The organism is Pseudomonas protegens CHA0 (assembly GCF_000397205.1).
Taxonomy (GTDB): Bacteria; Pseudomonadota; Gammaproteobacteria; order Pseudomonadales; family Pseudomonadaceae; genus Aquipseudomonas; species Aquipseudomonas protegens.
Genome location: NC_021237.1, coordinates 468,802 through 488,492, shown reverse-complemented (window position 1 = coordinate 488,492; position 19,691 = coordinate 468,802). Strand labels below are relative to the sequence as shown.

The 19,691-nt window shown below is 64.2% G+C and carries 15 protein-coding genes and 1 pseudogene; 2 read left to right on the top strand and 14 right to left on the bottom strand.

From position 1 onward, the window contains the following. Positions 1-9: 9 nt before the first annotated feature. Together PFLCHA0_RS32195 and PFLCHA0_RS32190 are read left to right on the top strand one after the other, a co-directional pair. A pseudogene (locus tag PFLCHA0_RS32195) lies at positions 10-1,071 on the top strand (methyl-accepting chemotaxis protein); the annotation flags it as partial. Continuing rightward, complete coding sequence (locus PFLCHA0_RS32190; protein ID WP_370059461.1) at positions 1,054-1,926, top strand: methyl-accepting chemotaxis protein; 873 nt, start codon at positions 1,054-1,056, stop codon at positions 1,924-1,926. The pseudogene PFLCHA0_RS32195 and the gene PFLCHA0_RS32190, both read left to right, overlap by 18 nt. A 49-nt stretch (positions 1,927-1,975) precedes the next feature. Here PFLCHA0_RS32190 and PFLCHA0_RS02120 read toward each other — a convergent pair whose 3' ends face one another. From PFLCHA0_RS02120 to PFLCHA0_RS02055, 14 genes are all read right to left on the bottom strand, one after another. Next, a complete protein-coding gene (locus tag PFLCHA0_RS02120; protein ID WP_011058792.1) occupies positions 1,976-2,710 on the bottom strand; it encodes an amino acid ABC transporter ATP-binding protein in 735 nt (244 codons plus the stop codon). Then, on the bottom strand, positions 2,703-3,665 hold the full coding sequence (locus PFLCHA0_RS02115; protein ID WP_015633854.1) for an amino acid ABC transporter permease: 963 nt from the start codon (positions 3,663-3,665) through the stop codon (positions 2,703-2,705). The genes PFLCHA0_RS02120 and PFLCHA0_RS02115 overlap by 8 nt, the downstream gene beginning before the upstream one ends. Positions 3,666-3,810: 145 nt before the next feature. After that, positions 3,811-4,608, bottom strand: coding sequence for a transporter substrate-binding domain-containing protein (locus tag PFLCHA0_RS02110; protein ID WP_015633853.1), 798 nt, complete (start codon positions 4,606-4,608; stop codon positions 3,811-3,813). 259 nt (positions 4,609-4,867) lie between these two features. Then, positions 4,868-7,438 (bottom strand): glucans biosynthesis glucosyltransferase MdoH, encoded by a 2,571-nt coding sequence (gene mdoH / locus PFLCHA0_RS02105; RefSeq protein ID WP_011058789.1) that lies wholly within the window; start codon positions 7,436-7,438, stop codon positions 4,868-4,870. Continuing rightward, positions 7,431-9,263: a glucan biosynthesis protein G gene (locus PFLCHA0_RS02100; protein WP_011058788.1), complete on the bottom strand. Its 1,833-nt coding sequence runs from the start codon at positions 9,261-9,263 to the stop codon at positions 7,431-7,433. Before PFLCHA0_RS02100 ends, mdoH begins: the two co-directional genes overlap by 8 nt. A gap of 276 nt (positions 9,264-9,539) precedes the next feature. Further along, positions 9,540-9,977 carry a D-aminoacyl-tRNA deacylase gene (gene dtd, locus PFLCHA0_RS02095; RefSeq protein WP_015633852.1) on the bottom strand — a complete coding sequence of 146 codons (438 nt, stop codon included), beginning with the start codon at positions 9,975-9,977 and terminating at the stop codon, positions 9,540-9,542. Further along, entirely contained in the window at positions 9,974-10,945 is a 972-nt protein-coding gene (pip, locus tag PFLCHA0_RS02090; protein WP_011058786.1) for a prolyl aminopeptidase, read from the bottom strand. The genes dtd and pip overlap by 4 nt, the downstream gene beginning before the upstream one ends. 201 nt (positions 10,946-11,146) lie before the next feature. Beyond that, on the bottom strand, positions 11,147-11,947 hold the full coding sequence (hutG, locus tag PFLCHA0_RS02085) for an N-formylglutamate deformylase (RefSeq protein WP_015633851.1): 801 nt from the start codon (positions 11,945-11,947) through the stop codon (positions 11,147-11,149). Between the two features lie 10 nt (positions 11,948-11,957). Continuing rightward, positions 11,958-13,163, bottom strand: coding sequence for an imidazolonepropionase (gene hutI / locus PFLCHA0_RS02080; protein WP_041115309.1), 1,206 nt, complete (start codon positions 13,161-13,163; stop codon positions 11,958-11,960). Between the two features lie 10 nt (positions 13,164-13,173). Next, positions 13,174-14,586 carry an amino acid permease gene (locus PFLCHA0_RS02075; RefSeq protein WP_015633849.1) on the bottom strand — a complete coding sequence of 471 codons (1,413 nt, stop codon included), beginning with the start codon at positions 14,584-14,586 and terminating at the stop codon, positions 13,174-13,176. 156 nt (positions 14,587-14,742) lie between these two features. Next, positions 14,743-16,281, bottom strand: coding sequence for a histidine ammonia-lyase (gene hutH / locus PFLCHA0_RS02070; protein WP_015633848.1), 1,539 nt, complete (start codon positions 16,279-16,281; stop codon positions 14,743-14,745). Positions 16,282-16,398: 117 nt separating this feature from the next. Continuing rightward, on the bottom strand, positions 16,399-17,922 hold the full coding sequence (locus PFLCHA0_RS02065) for an HAL/PAL/TAL family ammonia-lyase (RefSeq protein ID WP_015633847.1): 1,524 nt from the start codon (positions 17,920-17,922) through the stop codon (positions 16,399-16,401). 80 nt (positions 17,923-18,002) lie between these two features. Further along, complete coding sequence (locus tag PFLCHA0_RS02060) at positions 18,003-18,833, bottom strand: quaternary amine ABC transporter ATP-binding protein (protein WP_011058780.1); 831 nt, start codon at positions 18,831-18,833, stop codon at positions 18,003-18,005. Then, the gene (locus PFLCHA0_RS02055) at positions 18,830-19,681 is read right to left on the bottom strand and encodes an ABC transporter permease (protein ID WP_011058779.1); all 852 of its coding nucleotides are present in this window, start codon (positions 19,679-19,681) and stop codon (positions 18,830-18,832) included. Before PFLCHA0_RS02055 ends, PFLCHA0_RS02060 begins: the two co-directional genes overlap by 4 nt. Positions 19,682-19,691 lie beyond the last annotated feature (10 nt).

Below are 19,691 nucleotides of genomic sequence, written 5' to 3'. Positions count from 1 at the left end.
GTTCGCAGAATGTACCGTTGGCTAGCCAGAAACCTGGGAAACGTAAGCGTCAGCCTCAAGCTGGGTATCGGCTTCGGCCTGGTACTGCTCCTGACCCTGCTGATCACCGCCACCGGCTGGACCGGCCTGAGCCGGGTGATCGACCGGGGCGACAAACTGGGCAATATTTCCGTTATCTACGCCCTGACCAAGGACCTGCGCATCGCCCGCCTCAACTACGAGATGAGCCGCGGTGAACACGGCCCGGCAGCGGTCAACGACTTCCTCAAGCAACTCGACGACGGCCTGCAGGACGCTCGCGCGCAACTGCAGCAACCGGAAAGCATCACCATGGTCGACCAGCAACTGGACGCCGTGGCCGAATACCAGAAAGCCTTTGCCGACATGACTCGCGCCACCGCCAACCGCGAGGCTGCGAGGTCCCAGCTTGGCGCCACCGCGGACAATGCCGTGGCCCGGGTCGCGGAGGTTGAAAACTCACTGCTGCAAGGCGACAGCGTGGCGCAGTTCAATAGCGTGATCGACCTGTCCAAGCTGATCCAGCAGGCACGCTTCCAGGTACGCGGCTACACCTACAGCGCCAAGCCCGAGGCCAAGCAGCCGGCGCTGGACGCCATCGACAACGCCCTGAACAACCTCACCAGCCTGCCTTCGCGCCTGCCCGAGCAGCACGTTGCCAACCTGCAACAGGCCAGCGACTCGCTGAAGGCCTACCGGATGGCCGTCAGCGCCTACAGCGACGCCGAAGAAGCCAGCGCGGCTGCGCTCAAGCGCATGGCCGCCCAGGGCGACCGGCTGATGGACCTGAGCAAGCAGCTGACCGTGGCCCAGACCACCAAGCGTGACAGCGACGCCGCGCAAGCCAAGAGCACCCTGCTGATCGCCACCTTGCTGGCCATGCTGTTCGGCCTGATCGCCGCCTGGGCCATCACCCGGCAGATCACCCAGCCGCTGCAGCAGACCCTCAAGGCCGCCGAGCGCGTGGCTTCCGGGGACCTGAGCCAGAACCTCGCCGTGGAGCGCCGCGACGAACTGGGCCAACTGCAGAAAGCCATGCAGCGCATGACGGTGAGCCTGCGGGAACTGATCGGCGGCATCAGCGACGGGGTGACCCAGATCGCCAGCGCCGCCGAGCAACTGTCCGCGGTGACCGAGCAGACCAGCGCCGGGGTCAACAGCCAGAAAGTCGAGACCGACCAGGTGGCCACGGCCATGAACGAAATGGCCGCCACCGTGCAGGAAGTGGCGCGCAACGCCGAGGAGGCCTCCGAGGCCGCTGTGGCGGCCGACCAGCAGGCCCGCGAGGGTGACCGGGTGGTGAACGAAGCCATCGCCCAGATCGAGCGCCTGGCCAGCGAGGTGGGCCATTCCACCGAGGCCATGGGCCATCTCAAGCAGGAAAGCGACAAGATCGGCAGCGTCCTGGATGTGATCAAGTCGGTGGCCCAGCAGACCAACCTGCTGGCCCTGAACGCCGCCATCGAGGCCGCCCGGGCCGGTGAAGCCGGGCGGGGTTTTGCCGTGGTGGCAGATGAAGTCCGCAGCCTGGCGCAACGTACCCAGCAATCCACCGAAGAAATCGCTGAACTCATCGTTGGCCTGCAAAGCGGCACCCAGCAGGTGGCCAGCACCCTGGATACCAGCCGCAGCCTGACCGACAGCAGTGTCGAGCTGACACGCCGGGCTGGTGGTTCCCTGGAAAACATCACCCGTACCGTGTCGGCGATCCAGGCGATGAACCAGCAGATCGCCGCGGCAGCAGAGCAGCAGAGCGCGGTGGCGGAAGAGATCAACCGCAGCGTGTTGAATGTGCGGGATGTGTCTGAACAGACGTCATCGGCCAGCGAGGAAACCGCCGCGTCCAGCGCCGAGCTGGCGCGGCTGGGGATTCACCTGCAAAGCCTGGTGGGGCGTTTCCGGGTCTGAGCCGCTTCGCCGGCAAGCCGGCTCCTACCGGGAAATGCAGGAGCCGGCCTTACAGCACCTGGCGCAGGAAAGCCTGGGCCCGCGGGTCTTGCGGCGCGTCGAAGAACACCTGCGGCGCCGCGTCTTCCAGTAGTTTGCCGTGATCGAAGAACAGCACCCGATCCGCCACTTCCCGGGCAAAGCCCATTTCGTGGGTCACGCAGACCATGGTCATGCCTTCCAGGGCCAGGGTCTTCATCACATCCAGCACCTCGCCGACCATTTCCGGGTCCAGGGCCGAGGTCGGCTCGTCGAACAGCATCACCTTGGGTTCCATGGCCAGGGCCCGGGCGATGGCCACACGCTGCTGCTGGCCACCGGAAAGCCGCGAAGGAAACTCGTGGGCCTTCTGGGCGATCCCGACCTTTTCCAGCAACGCCAGGGCCTTGGCCTCGCGCTCCTGCTTGCCGCGCTTGCGTACCACCTTCTGCGCCAGGCAGAGGTTTTCCAGCACGGTCATGTGCGGGAACAGGTTGAAGTGCTGGAACACCATGCCGACTTCCCGGCGGTAGGCGTTCACATCGGTCCTCGGGTCGGCCAGTTGCAGGCCGTCGATGCTCACCGAGCCGGAATCGAACTCTTCAAGGCCATTGAGGCAACGCAGGAAGGTCGACTTGCCGGAGCCGGACGGGCCGATCACCACCAGCACCTCGCCCTTGGCCACCTGGGTGGTGACGTTATCCACCGCGCGCACCACCTGGCCGCGGGTGTCGAAGACTTTTACCAGATCGCGGACTTCAATCACTTTGCGCGAGCCTCCGCTCAAGCCGGCTGGCCATCTTCGACAGCGGCAGGTTGATCAACAAATACAGGCCTGCCACGCAGAACAGGATCTCGAATGGCGAGAACGACGTGGTGATGACTTCCCGGCCGCTTTTGAGCAGTTCGGTAATGGCGATCACCGACACCAGGGAGGTGTCCTTGACCAGGCTGATGAACTGCCCGGCCAGCGGCGGCAGCACCCGCTTGAAGGCCTGGGGCAGCACCACATGGCGCATCGACTGGCCGGCGCTGAGCCCCAGGGAGCGAGCGGCTTCGTTCTGCCCGCGGGCGATGGACTGCACCCCGGCGCGAACGATTTCCGCCACATAGGCCCCGGTAAACAGCGACAGCGCGGCGATCCCGGCGAACTCCCGGGACAGATTGAGCACCGTGCCAATAAAGAAATAGAAGATGAAGATCTGCACCAGCAGCGGCGTGCCCCGCACCAGTTCGACATAGATCGTCGACAGGTCGCGCAGGGTCGGGTTGCTGGACAACCGGCACAGGCCGGTACCCAGGCCGATCAACAGCCCCAGCACGCCGGACACCACCGACAGCCACAAGGTGGTCCACAGGCCCCACAACAGCGGGCCCGCGGCCCAGTGCCGGGTCACGCCGATGACATCGCCTTCGGCCACGTCATCGCCGCTAGCCACCTGCAAGCTGCTTTCATCGACGCTCAGATGCTGCTCGGCACCCGAGTCACCGCGCAGCGTGACTTGTGCCTTGCCGCCCTGGCGCACCACCTCGGCGACGGTGGAGATTTCCGCCGCCCGCTGGGACTCTTCGGCCTGATAGGCGAAGTACTGGGGGACACGGTTCCAGCGCCACTCGTAGGACATCAGCGAGGTGGCGTAGTACAGGGCGCCGGCCAGGCCGATCAGCACCAGCACGGTCAGTACGTGCCAGGGCCATTGGGCTTTTTTCTGTTTGTTCACTTTGCAGGTTCCAGCGGTTTGCAGCGGGGAGGTTCGGCAGAGCCCGGGTGGGCATCGTCGCGAGCAGGCTCGCTCCTACAAAAACGCTATGCGCCCTGTAGGAGCGAGCTTGCTCGCGATCAACCAGAAGTCAGTTGCCTGACACCTATTCCATGTCCTTGAGCCACTCGGTGCTCTTGAACCACTTGTCATGGATGCGATCGTAGGTGCCGTCTTCGTGGATCTGGTGCAGGAAGTTGTTGATGAAGTTGATGCTGTCGTAATCGCCCTTCTTCAAACCGAAGGCCAGGGGCTCGTAGGTGAACGGCTTGTCGAGGAAGACCAGCTTGCCATTGCCCACTTTGTTGACGGCCACCACGTTGTACGGAGCGTCGTAGATGAAGGCGTCGGCCTTGCCGTTGACCACGTCCAGCACCGCTTCCTGCTCGTTGTCGTAGCCGTGGTACTTGGCCTTGGCGATCAGCTTCTTGGCGACCATCTCACCGGTGGTGCCCAGCTTGGAGGTGATGCGGTAGTCGGCGCTGTTCAGGTCCTTGTAGGACTTGATGGTGCCTTCCAGGTCCTTGCGAATCAGCAGGGTCTGGCCGACCACGATGAAGGGTTCGCTGAAGTTCAGGCGCAGGTTGCGTTCCTGGGTCAGGGTCATGCCGCTGCCGATCATGTCGAACTTGTCGGTCAGCAGGGCCGGGATGATGCCGTCGTAGCCAGTGGAAACCATCTCCAGCTTGACCCCCATGGACTTGGCCATGGCCTTGAGCAGATCGACTTCGAAACCGATGATTTCGCCACGCTTGTTGGTCATTTCGAACGGCATGTAGGTCGGGTCCATGCCGACTTTCAGCGTACCGCGCTTGACCGCGTCATCGATGGCGCCGGCCTGGGCGGTAGTGACCGCCAGCATGGCGGCGGCGCCTGCCAGCAGCAGCGAAAGATACTTCTTCATCTCAAGTCCCCTGAAGCCATTTTATTGTGGTGTCTGCGCACGGCGGTCATCTGCTTGAGTGCTTCGAATGGCAGGCCGTTGTCGATTGCGCGCAGAAATTTGCGGGTGCGATGCTAACGCACTCGGCCATTTGCACAAGGATTTTTGTTGTTTCAGGGGGAGCGACCGGTGGCCGCTGCCACAGCCTCCGGCAAGGCGTAGGCGGCCATTGGCGCCATAAAGCAAAACGCCCTTGAGCAAGAGCTCAAGGGCGTTGGCTTCAGGCCGGTTGCGGCGCCGCGTTCAGCGGCTGCAACGGCAGCAGCGGTGCATGGGGATCGGCATCCACCGACTGGCGCCAGGCGCTCAGCCATTCGCTGTGCCCCTCGCTCCAGACCTGCTCGTGCAGGCGCCCCAGGGCTACCGGGTCGCTCAACAGCGCCAGCCGCTCGCTGTTGTTCAGGGCCGCCGGGCCGACTTTCAGAGCATGCCGTACACGCTCCTGGCGCAGCCACTCGATGGGCTCGGCCTGGGTGTGGCGCGAGGTCGCCAGGGCACAGGCCAGGGCGTTCTGCTGCGGATCCACCACGGCCCGGACAAAGCCGTCGTTGAGCGCATGCCAGCGGTTTTCATGGGTGTACTGGTCGGTTGCCAGCAGCGCCTGTGGCGGAGCGTATTCCTCGGGGATCAGGAACAGGCTTTCGTCACGGGACTTCAGGCCCAGGCCCACGCGGCTGGAGATCACCGACACCGGGATCGACAGCATCAACGAACCGACGATCGGTACCAGCCACCAGAGGAAGCTCGGGTTCAACCAGATCACCAGCAGCGCCCAGCAGAAGCCCAGCAGGGTCTGCGGACCGTGGCGCTTGACCGCTTCGCTCCACGGCGTGGAGTCGTCGTCACGCTGTGGCGAGTTCCAGGTCGCGGCCCAGCCCAGGAATGCGGCCAGTACGAAACGGGTGTGGAAAATCATCCGCACCGGCGCCAGCAGCATGGAGAACAGCATCTCCAGGAGCATCGACAGGGTCACCTTGAACTTGCCACCGAACTCTTTCGCACCCTTGGCCCAGATCAGGATGATGCTCAAGAGCTTGGGCAGGAACAGCAGCACGATGGTGGTGGAGAACAGCGCGATGGCCTTGTCCGGATGCCACTGCGGCCACAGCGGATACAGCTGCCGCGGCTCGAGGAAGTACTGCGGCTCCATCAGGGTGTTGACCGCCAGCAGGGCCGTGGACAGCACCAGGAAGAAGAACCACAGCGGCGCCGACAGGTAGGACATCACCCCGGTGAGGAACACCGCGCGGTGCACCGGGTGCATGCCCTTGACCAGAAACAGGCGGAAGTTCATCAGGTTGCCGTGGCACCAGCGCCGGTCACGCTTGAGTTCGTCCAGCAGGTTCGGCGGCAGCTCTTCGTAGCTGCCCGGCAGGTCGTAGGCAATCCACACGCCCCAACCGGCACGGCGCATCAGCGCGGCTTCGACGAAGTCGTGGGAGAGGATCGCACCGGCGAAGGCACCCTTGCCCGGCAACGGCGCCAGGGCACAGTGCTCGATGAACGGCTGCATGCGGATGATCGCGTTGTGCCCCCAGTAGTGGGATTCCCCCAACTGCCAGAAGTGCAGGCCGGCGGTGAACAGCGGGCCGTAGACCCGGGTGGCGAACTGCTGCATGCGCGCATACAGGGTGTCCATGCCCGAGGCCCGTGGCGCGGTCTGGATGATCCCCGCGTCCGGCGTGGCTTCCATCAGGCGTACCAGGCTGGTCAGGCATTCGCCGCTCATCACGCTGTCAGCGTCGAGCACGACCATGTACTTGTAGTCACCGCCCCAGCGACGGCAGAAGTCGTCGAGGTTGCCGCTCTTGCGTTTCACTCGGCGGCGACGGCGGCGATAGAAGATCTTGCCGAAGCCCTTGGCTTCGCGGCAGACATCCAGCCAGGCCTGCTGCTCGGCCACACAGATATCGCTGTCGTTGCTGTCGCTGAGGACGAAGAAGTCGAAACGGTCCAGGTCACCGGTGGCCGCCACCGACTCGAAGGTCGCGCGCAGGCCGGCAAACACCCGGGGCACGTCTTCGTTGCAGATCGGCATCACCAGTGCGGTGCGCGCATCCTTGGGAATCGGCTCGTTGCCGGCGCTGGCCCCGGAGATGCGGTACTTGTCGTGGCCGGTCAGCAGTTCCAGGAAGCCCATCAGCGCGGTCCAGAAACCTGCCGAGACCCAGCAGAACAGGATCCCGAACAGAATCAGGATGCTGGTCTGCAGGGCATAGGGCAGCACTTGCTGGGCGGTCTGCATCAGCGGCTGGTGCATGACCTCTTCCAGGTCGACGAAGGACCAGCCCTGGTACGGCATGATGCCTTTCATGTACCAGCCGGCGACGATGGTCTGGCCGAGCATCAGCACCAGCAGGATGTAGCGGCGGATAGAACCGACGGTACGCCAGCGAGCGGCCGGCAGTACCCGTTCGTCCTTCTTCGGCGCTGGCGGGTTGGTACGCCCGGTCAGGCGCCGCCAGCCGCGCACCAGGATATTGGTGCGCCACGGCTCCGGGACCACCTTGGTGCGGCGGATCGGTGGCGTGGCCTTGAGGCAGACCCGGCCCTCGGCGTCCACCGCGAGCATTTCCGCTTCTTCCAGCTCAGCGGCGGTGCTCAGGGTCAGGCGCTGGCCCACCGAGGCCTGGGCGGCATCGGTGGGGCCATCGAAGGTGCTGGACGACAGGCGTTGGTGCAATTCGCTGAAGGACTGGCAGCCCGCGAGTTCCGCGCGCTGCTGGTCCGACATCGGCAAATGCGCCAGGTACTCGGCAAGAGACTCTGGCTGTAGTTGAGAGTTACTCATCGGCAGGCAACTGATAGCTCCAGGTCTCGGTCAGGACTTGCTCCGTTTTAACCGGTTCCGGTGTGGCTGGGGCCGCGTCCGCAGCAGCAGGCTGCTTGGCGTCTTTGTGGTCCTTGTCCTTGGCGTTCTTGGCGTCTTTAGCCTCTTTGCCCGGCTGGGCTTGCGCCTGCTTGGCGGCTGCCGCTGCGGCTTCCTTCTCTTTCTTCTCCTGCTGCTTGGCGGCGATCTTGTCGGCCTTGGCGATGGAGGAGTTGGAGTTCGGCGTCGAGGCCTTGGCCGGCTCGGGCTGCGCAATGTCGCGGACCAGAGCGGCACGCATCTCGGTGGACTTGCTCGCGTCCTTGATCTTCATCCGCAGGGTCAGGCGCCAGCCCTTGGTTTCCGGGTTGTAGCGAACGCTGTTTTCCACTAGCTCGGCGTTGTCACCTACGCTGACCTGGCTGCGAACGTCGGCGTTTTCCGGCAATGCCGCCAGGGACGGGCCTTCGAAGTCCACCAGGTAGGCCACGCTGCCGTCGGGCTGACGGATCAGGTTGGACTGCTTGACGTCACCGGTGGAGCGCAGGGTCTGCTGTACCCAGGCGCTGTCAGGGGAATGCAGGGCGGCTTCGTCGATGGTCCAGTGCAGGCGATAGGCGAAATCCAGCGGCTGGCCTGGCTCAGGCTGCTTTTCCGGGTTCCAGAACGCCACGATGTTGTCGTTGGTTTCGTCCGCGGTCGGGATCTCTACCAGGTCGACGGTGCCCTTGCCCCAGTCGCCCTTGGGCTCGATCCAGGCGCTTGGGCGCTTGTCGTAGCGGTCGTCGAGGTCTTCATAGTGGCTGAAGTCGCGGCCACGCTGGAGCAGGCCGAAACCACGCGGGTTCTCCACCGAGAAGTTGCTCACGGCCAGATGTTTCGGGTTGTTCAGCGGGCGCCAGATCCATTCGCCATTGCCGGCGTGGATCGACAGGCCGCTGGAGTCATGCAGTTCGCGACGGTAGTTGAGGACCTTCGACGGCTGGTTGGCGCCGAACAGGTACATGCTGGTCAGCGGGGCCAGGCCCAGCTTGCCGACCTTGTCACGCAGGAACACCCGGGCCTTGACGTCGACAATGGTGTCGGCGCCCGGCCGCAGGGTCAGGCGATAGGCGCCGGTGGCCCGTGGCGAATCCAGCAGGGCGTAGATCACCAGGTGCTTGTCGGTAGCCTTGGGCTGCTGGATCCAGAACTCGCTGAAACGCGGGAATTCCTCGCCGGATGGCAGGGCGGTGTCGATTGCCAGGCCCCGGGCGGACAGGCCATAGGTATGGCCCTTGCCAACGACGCGGAAATAGCTCGCGCCGAGCATGGTCATGATCTCGTCTTGCTTGTCAGCCTTGTTGATCGGGTACAGCACGCGGAAACCGGCGTAGCCGAGCTTCTCGGTGGCCTTGGGATCGAACTTCACGTCGCCGAAATCGAAACGGTTCGGGTCGTACTTGATCTCGGTAACGGTGTTGGCGCTGATCTCGTTGATCTTCACCGGCGTGTCGAAGTGCATGCCCTGGTGGTAGAACGACAGCTTGAACGGGGTCTTCTGGTCGGCCCATTCGGCTTTTTCGGTGAGGAAGCGGATTTTTTGGTAATCCGCGAACTTCATCTCACGGAACTCGTTCGGCAGGTTACTGCGCGGGGCCTCGTACTTCTGCCCGGCCAGGTCCTTGGCCTTGACCGATACATCATCCAGATTGAATGCCATGAGTTGACCGGCGCCGAGCAGGCAGACCAGCGCAGAGCCCGTCACCAGTGCGTTTCGTAACCGTTTGGCAAACAAGTTTGGTGCATTACAGGGACTAACAATCACGAGCAACCCTCGCCGAAAACAGATCAAAAAACCAACGGCCAGCTATCTATATGCCAGGTTGGCGAGCATTGTTCCGACTCCGATGGGGCTAAATGATTCCCCAAACGGCCGTGGACAAGTCTCTACTTAAGTCAAAATGGACCAACGAACGCTGATCCCCGTAGCGCGCGATTATCTAGTAGCCCGCGTTACAACGCATCAGGGGTAACAAAGTATTTATCGCGAAAAACAGCAGTTTCCGGCCCAAATCGGTGGAAAAAGCTGTTTCAGGCGTTTTCAGGTCTGTAACAGGAAGGTTACCGGGCCATCATTGACCAGGTGCACCTGCATGTCCGCGCCAAAACGCCCTGATGCCACTTTGCCATGCAACTGTTGCGCCTTCACTACCAGGTAGTCAAAAAGCTCTTCGCCAAGGGCCGGCGGCGCGGCTGTGGAAAAGCTCGGGCGCAGCCCGCTCTTGGTGTCTGCCGCCAGGGTGAATTGCGACACCAGCAGCAAGCCGCCCTGCACATCCGCCAGGGACAGGTTCATCTTGCCCTCGGCATCACTGAACACCCGATAGTTAAGCAGCTTATGCAGGAGTTTGTCGGCACTGGCCCGGGTGTCCTCGGGCTCCACCGCCACCAGTACCAGCAATCCCTGGTCCACCGCGCCGACTATTTCCCCGGCGACTTCCACCCGCGCGCCACGCACGCGCTGCAACAGGCCCTTCATGCTTCTTCGGGCGGCAGGTCGAGCAGACGGCGCGCCATCTGGTCGGTGGCGCGTACCAGAGCATCGGTGATGCCCGGCTCGGAGGCGGCGTGGCCAGCGTCGCGGATCACCTGCAGCTCGCTGTTGGGCCAGGCCTGATGCAGCTCCCAGGCGTTGTCCAGCGGGCAGATCACATCGTAGCGGCCATGGACGATGACCCCGGGCAGATGGGCGATCTTGCCCATGTCGCGGATCAGCTGGTCAGGTTCGAGGAAGGCGTTGTTGGTGAAGTAATGGCATTCGATCCGGGCAATCGACAGCGCCCGCTGCGGCTCGGAGAAACGGTCCACCACCAACGGGTTGGGGCGCAGGGTCGCGGTGCGCCCTTCCCAGCCCGACCAGGCCTTGGCCGCATGCATCTGGGCGATCTGGTCGGTGCCGGTCAGGCGCTTGTGGAAGGCGCTGACCAGGTCATGCCGCTCTTCCAGGGGAATCGGCGCCACATAGTCCTGCCAGTAGTCGGGGAACAGGCGGCTGGCGCCACACTGGTAGTACCACTGGATCTCCTGGGGCCGGGCAAGGAAGATGCCCCGCACGATCAGGCCGAGCACGCGCTCCGGGTGGGTCTGGGCATAGGCCAGGGCCAGGGTCGAACCCCAGGAGCCGCCAAACAGCACCCACTTGTCGATGCCCAGGTGCTGGCGAATGCGCTCAAGGTCCGCCACCAGGTCCCAGGTGGTGTTGTTTTCCAGGCTGGCGTGGGGGGTGGAACGCCCGCAACCGCGCTGGTCGAACGTGACGATGCGGTACAGATTCGGGTCGAAGTAGCAGCGGCTGGCCCCATCGCAGCCCGCCCCCGGCCCGCCATGAATGAACACCACCGGCAAACCTTCCGGTGAACCACTTTCGTCGACATACAGCACGTGCGGCTCGTCGACGGCCAGATCGTGCCGGGCATAGGGTTTGATCTGCGGGTACAAAGTCTGCATTACGCGCTCCGTGGAGGTCGGGTTCATCCCTGGCGGGGACTACATTTATTCTGCCGTCCGGCATCATAAACCCGAATTACGCAATGAGCATGTCCTTGGAGAAAACAGGGTTGTTTGCAGGTTTGCGCGGGGGTCGAAGGCGCTTCGCGAGCAAGCGCGCTCCTACACAAAGGCGTGTACCCGCTGTAGGAGCGCTTGCTGTCAGGCGTAACGTTCCTGCCCCCAGGCCAGCAGCCCCTGGAGCAATTCCTTGAGCACCACCTGGGTCGGTGCTGCCAGGTCCCCGCGATAGCGGAACGGTTCGAACTCTTCCATGTAGGCGCTCTGTGCCAGCTCCAGTTGCACGGCATGGATATGCTCGGCCGGGTTGCCGTAGTGGCGGGTGATATGCCCGCCCTTGAAGCGCCCGTTGAGCACATGGGTGTAGCCGCCGTGGCCGGCGCAGATCGCCTCCAGCCGGCTGGCCAGTTGCGGATCGCAGCTGGCGCCATTGAAAGTGCCGAGGTTGAAGTCCGGCAGCTTGCCTTCGAACAGGTGCGGGATCAGCGAGCGGATGGAGTGGGCATCGAACAGCAGGGCATAGCCGAATTCGGCCTTGAGCCGCGCCAGCTCTTCCTGGAGGGTGCGGTGGTAAGGCCCCCACACCTCGTGCAGGTACTGCTCGCGCTCCTCACTGGACGGCGCCTGACCTTCGACGAACAAGGGCTCGCCGTCGAACAGGGTGGCCGGGTACAGGCCCGTGGTGGCCCCCACGTACAGGGGCTTGTCATCGGACGGGCGGTTCAGGTCGATGACAAAACGCGAATATTCGGCCGCCAGGGTACTGGCCCCCAGCTCCTGGGCGAACTGGTACAGCCGTGGAATGTGCCAGTCGGTGTCCGGCAGGCTCTGCGCCTGGGGCACCAGCCCGGCCGCCACCGCCGGGGTCAGGCGCGTACCGGCGTGGGGCATGCTGATCAGCAGCGGCACCCGGCCTTGTTTGAAATTCAGAACCTTATCCACAACCCTTCTCCTACACAGTCACTTCAACGCCGTGTCGCACGACGCGCTTTTCCAGATCGCCGCCCAGCCAGTAGGCCAGGTCGGCAGGACGATCGATCTGCCAGGCGACGAAGTCCGCCACCTTGCCCACCTCCAGCGAACCATGGGTCTTTTCCATGCCCAGGGCCTGGGCCGCATGCAGGGTAACCCCGGCCAGGGCCTCCTCGGGGGTCATACGGAAACAGGTACAGGCCATGTTCAGCATCAGCCGCAGCGACAACGCCGGTGACGTACCGGGATTGAGGTCGCTGGCCACGGCGATCTTCACCCCGTGCTTGCGCAGGGCTTCCATTGGCGGCAGCTGGGTTTCCCGGAGGAAATAGAAGGCCCCCGGCAGCAACACCGCCACGGTCCCGGACGCCGCCATGGCTATTGCATCCTCCTCGGTCATGAACTCCAGGTGATCGGCGGACAGCGCATGGTAGCGGGCCGCCAGGCTCGAACCATGCAGCGACGACAGTTGCTCGGCGTGCAGCTTGACCGGCAGGCCGAGCTGTTGCGCGGCAATGAACACCCGCTCCACCTGCTCCGGGGAGAACGCCAGGTATTCACAGAAGGCATCCACCGCGTCCACCAGCCCCTCGGCCGCCAGGGCCGGGAGCATCTCGCTGCAGATATGCTCGATGTAGGCATCGCTGCGCTCGGCGTATTCCGGCGGCAGGGCGTGGGCCGCCAGGCAGGTGCTGCGCACGCTGACCGGCAACTCTTCGCCCAGGCGACGGATCACCCGCAGGATCTTGCGCTCGCTGGCCAGGTCCAGGCCGTAGCCGGACTTGATCTCGACGCTGGTCACGCCATCGCGCAACAGGCTCAGCAGACGCTTGCGGGCGCTGCCGAACAGTTCCTCCTCGGTGGCGGCCCGAGTAGCCCGTACGGTACTGGCGATACCACCGCCGGCAGCGGCGATCTCGGCATAGCTCACCCCTTGCAGGCGCTGCTCGAACTCACCACTGCGGTTGCCGCCAAATACCGTGTGGGTGTGGCAATCGATAAAGCCCGGGGTTACCCAGGCTCCAGCCAGGTCATTGACCTGGGCGTAGTCGCCGGCCGGCGCCTCCGAGCGCCGGCCGATCCACTCGATGTGCGCCCCTGACGTCACCATGGCCGCATCCTCGATGATCGAGTAAACACCCGAGGCCATGCTGGCGACGTTGCAGTGTTGCCAAAGAGTTTTCATCCAACCTCCATTAATGGTCAGTAGGTAAAGGAGCGTCGCTCATGATCGCCTGGGCCTGCCCCGCCATGGGCTTGACCCACAGCATATAGGCCACGATCAGTAGAGCGATCCACACTACGCCGACGATCAGCGCTCCCTGGGTTTTCGGGAAATAGCCCAGCACGCCGAAGATGAACAGCATGAAGGCAATGGCCGCCGCCGGGGCCCAAGGCCAGAATGGCACCTTGAACTGCAACTGGGCCACCTGCTCGGCGGTCATCGAACGGCGCATGGCCACGTGAGTCAGGAGAATCATCAGCCACACCCAGACCGTGGCGAACGTGGCCAGGGAAGCGATCAGCAGGAAGATGTTTTCCGGGATCAGGTAGTTCAGCACCACCCCGATCAACAGAGTCACGGCCATCACCACCACGGTCATCCACGGCACCCCGTGCTTGGACACCTGGGCAAAGCCCTTGGGCGCCTGCCCTTGCCGGGCCAGGCCATACATCATCCGGCCGGCGCCGAAGATGTCGCTGTTGATGGCCGATACCGCCGCCGAAATCACCACGATATTGAGGATAGTGGCGGCCGAGCTGATGCCCAGGCTGTCAAAGATCTGCACGAACGGGCTGCCCTGGGTACCGATCTGCGGCCAGGGGAAAATCGACATCAGCACGAACAGGGTCAGCACGTAGAACAGCAGGATACGCAGCGGCACGGCATTGATCGCCTTGGGAATGACCCGCTTCGGGTCCTGGGCCTCGCCCGCAGTGACCCCGATGATCTCGATGCCGCCAAAGGCAAACATCACCACGGCAAACGAGGCGATCACCCCACTGATGCCATTGGGCATGAAGCCTCCGTGGGCCCAGAGGTTGGCGGCGCCAGTGGCCTGGTCCTGCGCGGCGCTGCTGATACCGAAGAGCATGATGCCCAAGCCCCCCAGGATCATCGCGACGATCGCCCCGACCTTGAGCAGCGACAGCCAGAACTCCATCTCGCCGAACACCTTGACGTTGCACAGGTTCAGGCCACCGATGAACAGCACGATGCCCAGCACCCAGATCCAGCGCGCCACTTCGGGAAACCAGAAGCCCATGTAGATGCCAAAGGCAGTCACGTCCGCCAGGCACACGATCAACATCTCGAAGGCGTAGGTCCACCCCAGGATGAAGCCCGGCAACGGCCCCAGGTACTGGCTGGCGTAATGCCCGAACGAACCGGACACCGGGTTGTGCACGGCCATCTCCCCGAGGGCGCGCATCACCATGAAAACCGCCGCGCCACCGATCAGGTAGGCCAGCAACACGGCGGGCCCGGCCATCTGGATGGCCGAGGCCGAACCGTAGAACAATCCTGTACCGATGGCCGACCCCAAGGCCATGAAGCGTATATGGCGGGCTGTCAGCCCTCGGCGTAGTCCACTGTCTTGCGATTGCATGTCATCGTCCCTTTTATTGTTATCGGACAAGTCCGCCCCGCGCAGGGGTGCGGGGCGGAGGAAGCAGACGCTCCGCGCCTGTCTTGCAGGTAAAGCCAACCAGCACGGGCCGCAGCTCCACGCCGAGCGCGAAGCTGCCTGGCGGCCCGGCGTGCATTACAGGCTCGGCAACAACCGGGCTGGCAGCAGCCCGTTCAGGCAACGCGAAGCCAGCAACTCACTGGCGGCGTTGATGTCCGGTGCAAAGAAGCGGTCCTTCTCGTAGTACGCCACTTTCTCGCGCAAGGTGGCACGGGCCTTTTCCAGGGTCGGCGAGGTTTTCAGGCCTTCGCGCAGGTCCAGCCCCTGGCAGGCCGCCAGCCATTCCACAGCCAGGACACCACGGGTGTTCTCGGCCATTTCCCACAAGCGCTTGCCGGCGGCCGGGGCCATGGAGACGTGGTCTTCCTGGTTGGCAGAGGTAGGGATGCTGTCCACCGAGTGCGGGTGGGCCAGGGCTTTGTTCTCGCTGGCCAGGGCCGCGGCGGTGACCTGGGCGATCATGAAGCCGGAGTTGACCCCGCCATTGGCCACCAGGAACGGCGGCAGTTGGGACATGTGCTTGTCCATCATCAGCGAGATCCGCCGTTCGCTCAGAGAGGCGATCTCGGCGATGGCCAGGGCCATGTTGTCGGCGGCCATGGCCACCGGCTCGGCGTGGAAGTTGCCACCGGAAATCACGTCACCTTCGGCGGCGAACACCAGCGGGTTGTCCGACACGGCGTTGGCTTCCACCACCAGCACTTCGGCAGCCTGGCGCAACTGGGTCAGGCAGGCGCCCATCACTTGTGGCTGGCAACGCAGGGAATACGGGTCCTGGACCTTGTCGCAGTTCTTGTGCGACGCGGATACCTCGGTGCTGTCCCCCAGCAACGCGCGATAGGCCGCGGCGGTATCGATCTGCCCGCGCTGACCACGAGCGGCGTGAATCCGCGGGTCGAATGGCGAGCGCGAACCCAGCACCGCTTCCACGGTCAGGCCGCCGCACACCAGGGCGCCGGCGAACAGGTCTTCGCCCTCGAACAGACCGCGCAAGGCGTATGCGGTGGAAACCTGGGTGCCGTTGAGCAGCGCCAGGCCTTCCTTGGCGGCCAGGGTCAACGGCTTGAGGCCGGCCACTTCCAGGGCCGCTGTCGCTTCCAGCCACTGCCCCTTGTAGCGCGCCTTGCCCTCGCCCAGCAGCACCAGGGACATGTGGGCCAAAGGCGCCAGGTCGCCGGAAGCACCCACCGAGCCCTTGAGCGGGATGTGCGGGTAGACCTCGGCGTTGATCAGGGCGATCAAGGCGTCGATCACCTGGCGGCGGATCCCGGAGAAGCCACGGCTCAGGCTGTTGACCTTGAGCACCATGATCAGGCGTACCAGGTCATCGCTGATAGGCTCGCCAACACCGGCGGCGTGGGACAGCACCAGCGAGCGCTGAAGGTTTTCCAGGTCGGCGCTGGCAATGCGGGTCGAGGCCAGCAGGCCAAAACCGGTGTTGATGCCATAGGCAGTACGATTCTCGGCGAGGATCTGCTCGACACAGGCGACGCTGGCGTCGATCTGCGCCGAGGCGCTGCCATCCAGGGTCAGGGTCAGCGGCTGCTGATAGATGGTCCGCAGTTGGGCCAGGGTCAGTTGGCCGGGAATCAGGTTTAGCGCAGTCACATTCATGCTCCTTTTGAGAGTTTTGTAATAACTAGCCAGTCGCTCCGGAAGCTTCCGTTGTCCGTCGCCACCCGCAGCTTGAGCAGGTGGCGCCTTGGCACGCTGGCGATGGGGAAATCCGTTTTATTGCACCTTGGAAAAGCGTTTGTTGAGCAATCGCGGGTCCTTGAGCAAGGCCGCCACGCTGGCGATATCCGGGGCCAGCCAGCGGTCCTGGTCGTAGGCCGGAACCCGCTCGCGCAGCAGGCACCAGGCAATGCCGGTGCCGGTGCCGAAGCGCTGCTCCTTGAGAAATTCGAATGCCTGGGCCGCCAGCAGGTACTCGATGGCGAGGATCTGGGTGCAGTTTTCCAGCACCTGCAGCAGCTTCAGGGCGGCGTTGGTGCCCAGGCTCAGGTGGTCTTCCTGCAGGCCCGAGGTGACGAAGTTGTCGAGCACCGCCGGCTGTGCCAGCTGGCGGTTCTGCGCGCACAGCGAGGCCGCCACGTACTGCACGATCATCATCCCGGAGTTGACCCCGGGCTCGGCCACCAGGAACGCCGGCAGGCCACTGACATGGGGGTTGATCAGGCGGTCCAGGCGGCGCTCGGCGATGGAGCCGATCTCGGCCATGGCAATCGCCAGCACGTCCGCCGCCAGGGCCACCGATTGGCCGTGGGGGTTGGCCTGGGACACCACCCGATAGTTGTCCGGGGTGCCCAGCAGCAACGGATTGTCGGTGGCGGCATTGAGCTCGGTTTCCACCTGCCTGGCCGCATGGGCCAGTTGATCCCGGGCAGCACCGTGCACCTGGGGAATCGAGCGGATGCTCAGGGCGTCCTGGGTACGGATGCCCTTGCTGGAAGCGATCACCTCGCTGCGGTCGAGCAAGGCCCGCAGGTTGCTGCCCACCACCTGCATGCCGGGGTGCGCCTTGAGGGCGATGATCTCGGCATCAAAGGCGGCGATCTGGCCGCGCAGGGCCTCGAAGCTCATGGCGCCGATCACGTCGGCCCACTGCAACAGGCGGCTGGCATCGGCCAGGGCCAGGCAACCGAGGCCGGTCATGCACGGCGTGCCGTTGACCAGGCACAGACCATCCTTGGCCCCCAGTTGCACCGCTTGCAGCCCTTCCTCGGCCAGGGCCTGCTCGGCGCTGACGATGTGCCCGCGATAGCTGACCTGACCGACGCCGAGCAGCGCCACGCCGATATGGGCCATGTGGGTCAGGTAGCCCACCGAACCCTGCGACGGCACCTGCGGGGTGATCCCGCGATTGAGCAGCGCCAGCAGCGCCTGGACCACCTGCCGGTGGATCCCGGACTTGCCGTGGCTGTAGTTGATGATGGCCGCACAGATGATCGCCCGGGTCTGTTCGTCGGCCAGCACCGGGCCAACTCCGCAGGCATGGCTGAGCAGGGTATTGCGCGACAGCTGGCTGAGCTGCTCGCCGGCCAGCAACACATTGCACAAGGCCCCAAGGCCGGTGCTGATGCCATAGGCGCGCTCGCCGCTGTCCACCACTTTGCGCACGATGGCCTGGGCATTGTCGATCCGCGCCCAGGCCTGCTCCGAGAGTTCGAGCTCAGCACCGTGGCGGGCGACGGCGACAACATCCTGCCAACCCAGGGGGGCGTCGGCGACTACGATCTTTTCAGCCTGGAACATCGTTAACCTCGTGGTGAAATCCGGGGGCCTCTTCGCTGGCAAGCCAGCTCCTACGGGCCCGGGGCTTGTGGGCTGTTGAACTACACCGTCGCGGCACGACGCTGGACGAAACGGTCGACGTACTCATCCGCCGGTGAATGCAGGATCTCCCTGGGCGTGCCCACCTGGATCAGGCGGCCGTCCTTGAGGATCGCGATGCGGTTGCCGATGCGCACGGCCTCGTCCAGGTCATGGGTGATGAAGACGATGGTCTTGTGCAGCGTCTTCTGCAGCTCCAGCAACTGGTCCTGCATTTCTGCGCGGATCAGCGGGTCGAGGGCGCTGAAGGCCTCGTCCATGAGAATGATGTCGGTGTCCGCCGCCAGGGCCCGGGCCAGGCCGACCCGCTGGCGCATGCCGCCGGACAGCTGGTGCGGGTACTTGTTCTCGTAGCCCTTGAGGCCCACGGTGTTGATCCAGTGCAAGGCACGCTCGGCACACAGTGCCTTGCTCTCGCCGCGCACCTTGAGGCCGTAGGCAACATTGTCCTGCACATTGCGGTGGGGCAGCAGGCCGAAGCTCTGGAACACCATGCTGATCTTGTGCCGGCGAAACTGGCGCAGGGCCTCCATGTCGTATTGCAGGATGTCCTCGCCGTCCACCAGGATCGCGCCGCTGGTGGGGTCGATCAGGCGGTTGAAGTGGCGCACCAGGGTCGACTTGCCAGAGCCGGACAGGCCCATGATGACGAAGATCTCGCCGGTGCCGATGCTCAGGGACAGGTCGTTGACCCCGACCACACAGCCGGTCTCGGCCAGCACCTGGTCCTTGCCCTTGCCTTGGCGGATCATCGCCAGGGCATCGGCAGGGCGACTGCCGAAAATCTTGAAGACGTTCCTCACTTCGATCTTGCTGATGGCAGCGCTGCTCATTTGCTCACCTCATGGCGCGGACGACCGTAGGCCTGGGTAATGCGGTCGATCACCACCGCCAGAATCACGATCGCCAGCCCCGCTTCCAGGCCGCGCCCGACGTTGAGGGTCTGGATCCCCACCAGCACATCCTCGCCCAGGCCACGGGCACCGATCATCGAGGCGATCACCACCATCGACAGGGCCATCATCGTGGTCTGGTTGATCCCGGCCATGATGCTCGGCAGGGCCAGGGGCAGTTGCACACCGAACAGCTGCTGCCAGCGGTTGGCGCCGAAGGCGTTGATCGCCTCCATCACCTCGCCGTCCACCTGGCGGATCCCCAGGTCGGTGAGGCGGATCAAGGGCGGCGCGGCGTAGATCACCGTAGCGAAGATCGCCGGCACCTTGCCCAGGCCGAACAGCATCAGCACCGGGATCAGGTACACGAAGCTGGGCATGGTCTGCATGATGTCCAAGAGCGGCATCAGCACTGAGCGCAGGCGGTTGCTGCGGGCCGAGAGGATCCCCAGGGGGATGCCGATCAGCACCGAGATCAGGGTGGCCACCAGCATCAGCGCCAGGGTCTGCATCAGCTTGTCCCACAGACCCACCGCGCCCACCAGGAACAGCAGGCCGACGATCACCGCGGTGGTCAGCAGCTTGCGGGTGGCGTGCCAGGCGATACCGCCGACAATCGCCAGCATCAGCCACCAGGGCGCCATGCGCAGCAGGCCTTCGAGGTTGACGATGGCCCACAGCAGGGTGTCGGAAATGTGCCGGAACACATCGCCATAATGGGTCACCAGGGCGTCGACCCAGCCGTTGACCCAATCGGCGATGGAAAACGTGAAGCTTTCTGGAAACATAGGAAACTCT

Excerpts from the sequence above, each read along its gene's own strand:
- PFLCHA0_RS32190 (WP_370059461.1), top strand. The coding sequence starts at position 1,054 with ATGCAGCGCATGACGGTGAGCCTGCGGGAACTGATCGGCGGCATCAGC.
- PFLCHA0_RS02110 (WP_015633853.1), bottom strand. The coding sequence starts at position 4,608 with ATGAAGAAGTATCTTTCGCTGCTGCTGGCAGGCGCCGCCGCCATGCTG.
- mdoH (WP_011058789.1), bottom strand. The coding sequence starts at position 7,438 with ATGAGTAACTCTCAACTACAGCCAGAGTCTCTTGCCGAGTACCTGGCG.
- dtd (WP_015633852.1), bottom strand. The coding sequence starts at position 9,977 with ATGAAGGGCCTGTTGCAGCGCGTGCGTGGCGCGCGGGTGGAAGTCGCC.
- pip (WP_011058786.1), bottom strand. The coding sequence starts at position 10,945 with ATGCAGACTTTGTACCCGCAGATCAAACCCTATGCCCGGCACGATCTG.
- hutI (WP_041115309.1), bottom strand. The coding sequence starts at position 13,163 with ATGAAAACTCTTTGGCAACACTGCAACGTCGCCAGCATGGCCTCGGGT.
- PFLCHA0_RS02075 (WP_015633849.1), bottom strand. The coding sequence starts at position 14,586 with ATGCAATCGCAAGACAGTGGACTACGCCGAGGGCTGACAGCCCGCCAT.
- hutH (WP_015633848.1), bottom strand. The coding sequence starts at position 16,281 with ATGAATGTGACTGCGCTAAACCTGATTCCCGGCCAACTGACCCTGGCC.
- PFLCHA0_RS02065 (WP_015633847.1), bottom strand. The coding sequence starts at position 17,922 with ATGTTCCAGGCTGAAAAGATCGTAGTCGCCGACGCCCCCCTGGGTTGG.
- PFLCHA0_RS02060 (WP_011058780.1), bottom strand. The coding sequence starts at position 18,833 with ATGAGCAGCGCTGCCATCAGCAAGATCGAAGTGAGGAACGTCTTCAAG.
- PFLCHA0_RS02055 (WP_011058779.1), bottom strand. The coding sequence starts at position 19,681 with ATGTTTCCAGAAAGCTTCACGTTTTCCATCGCCGATTGGGTCAACGGC.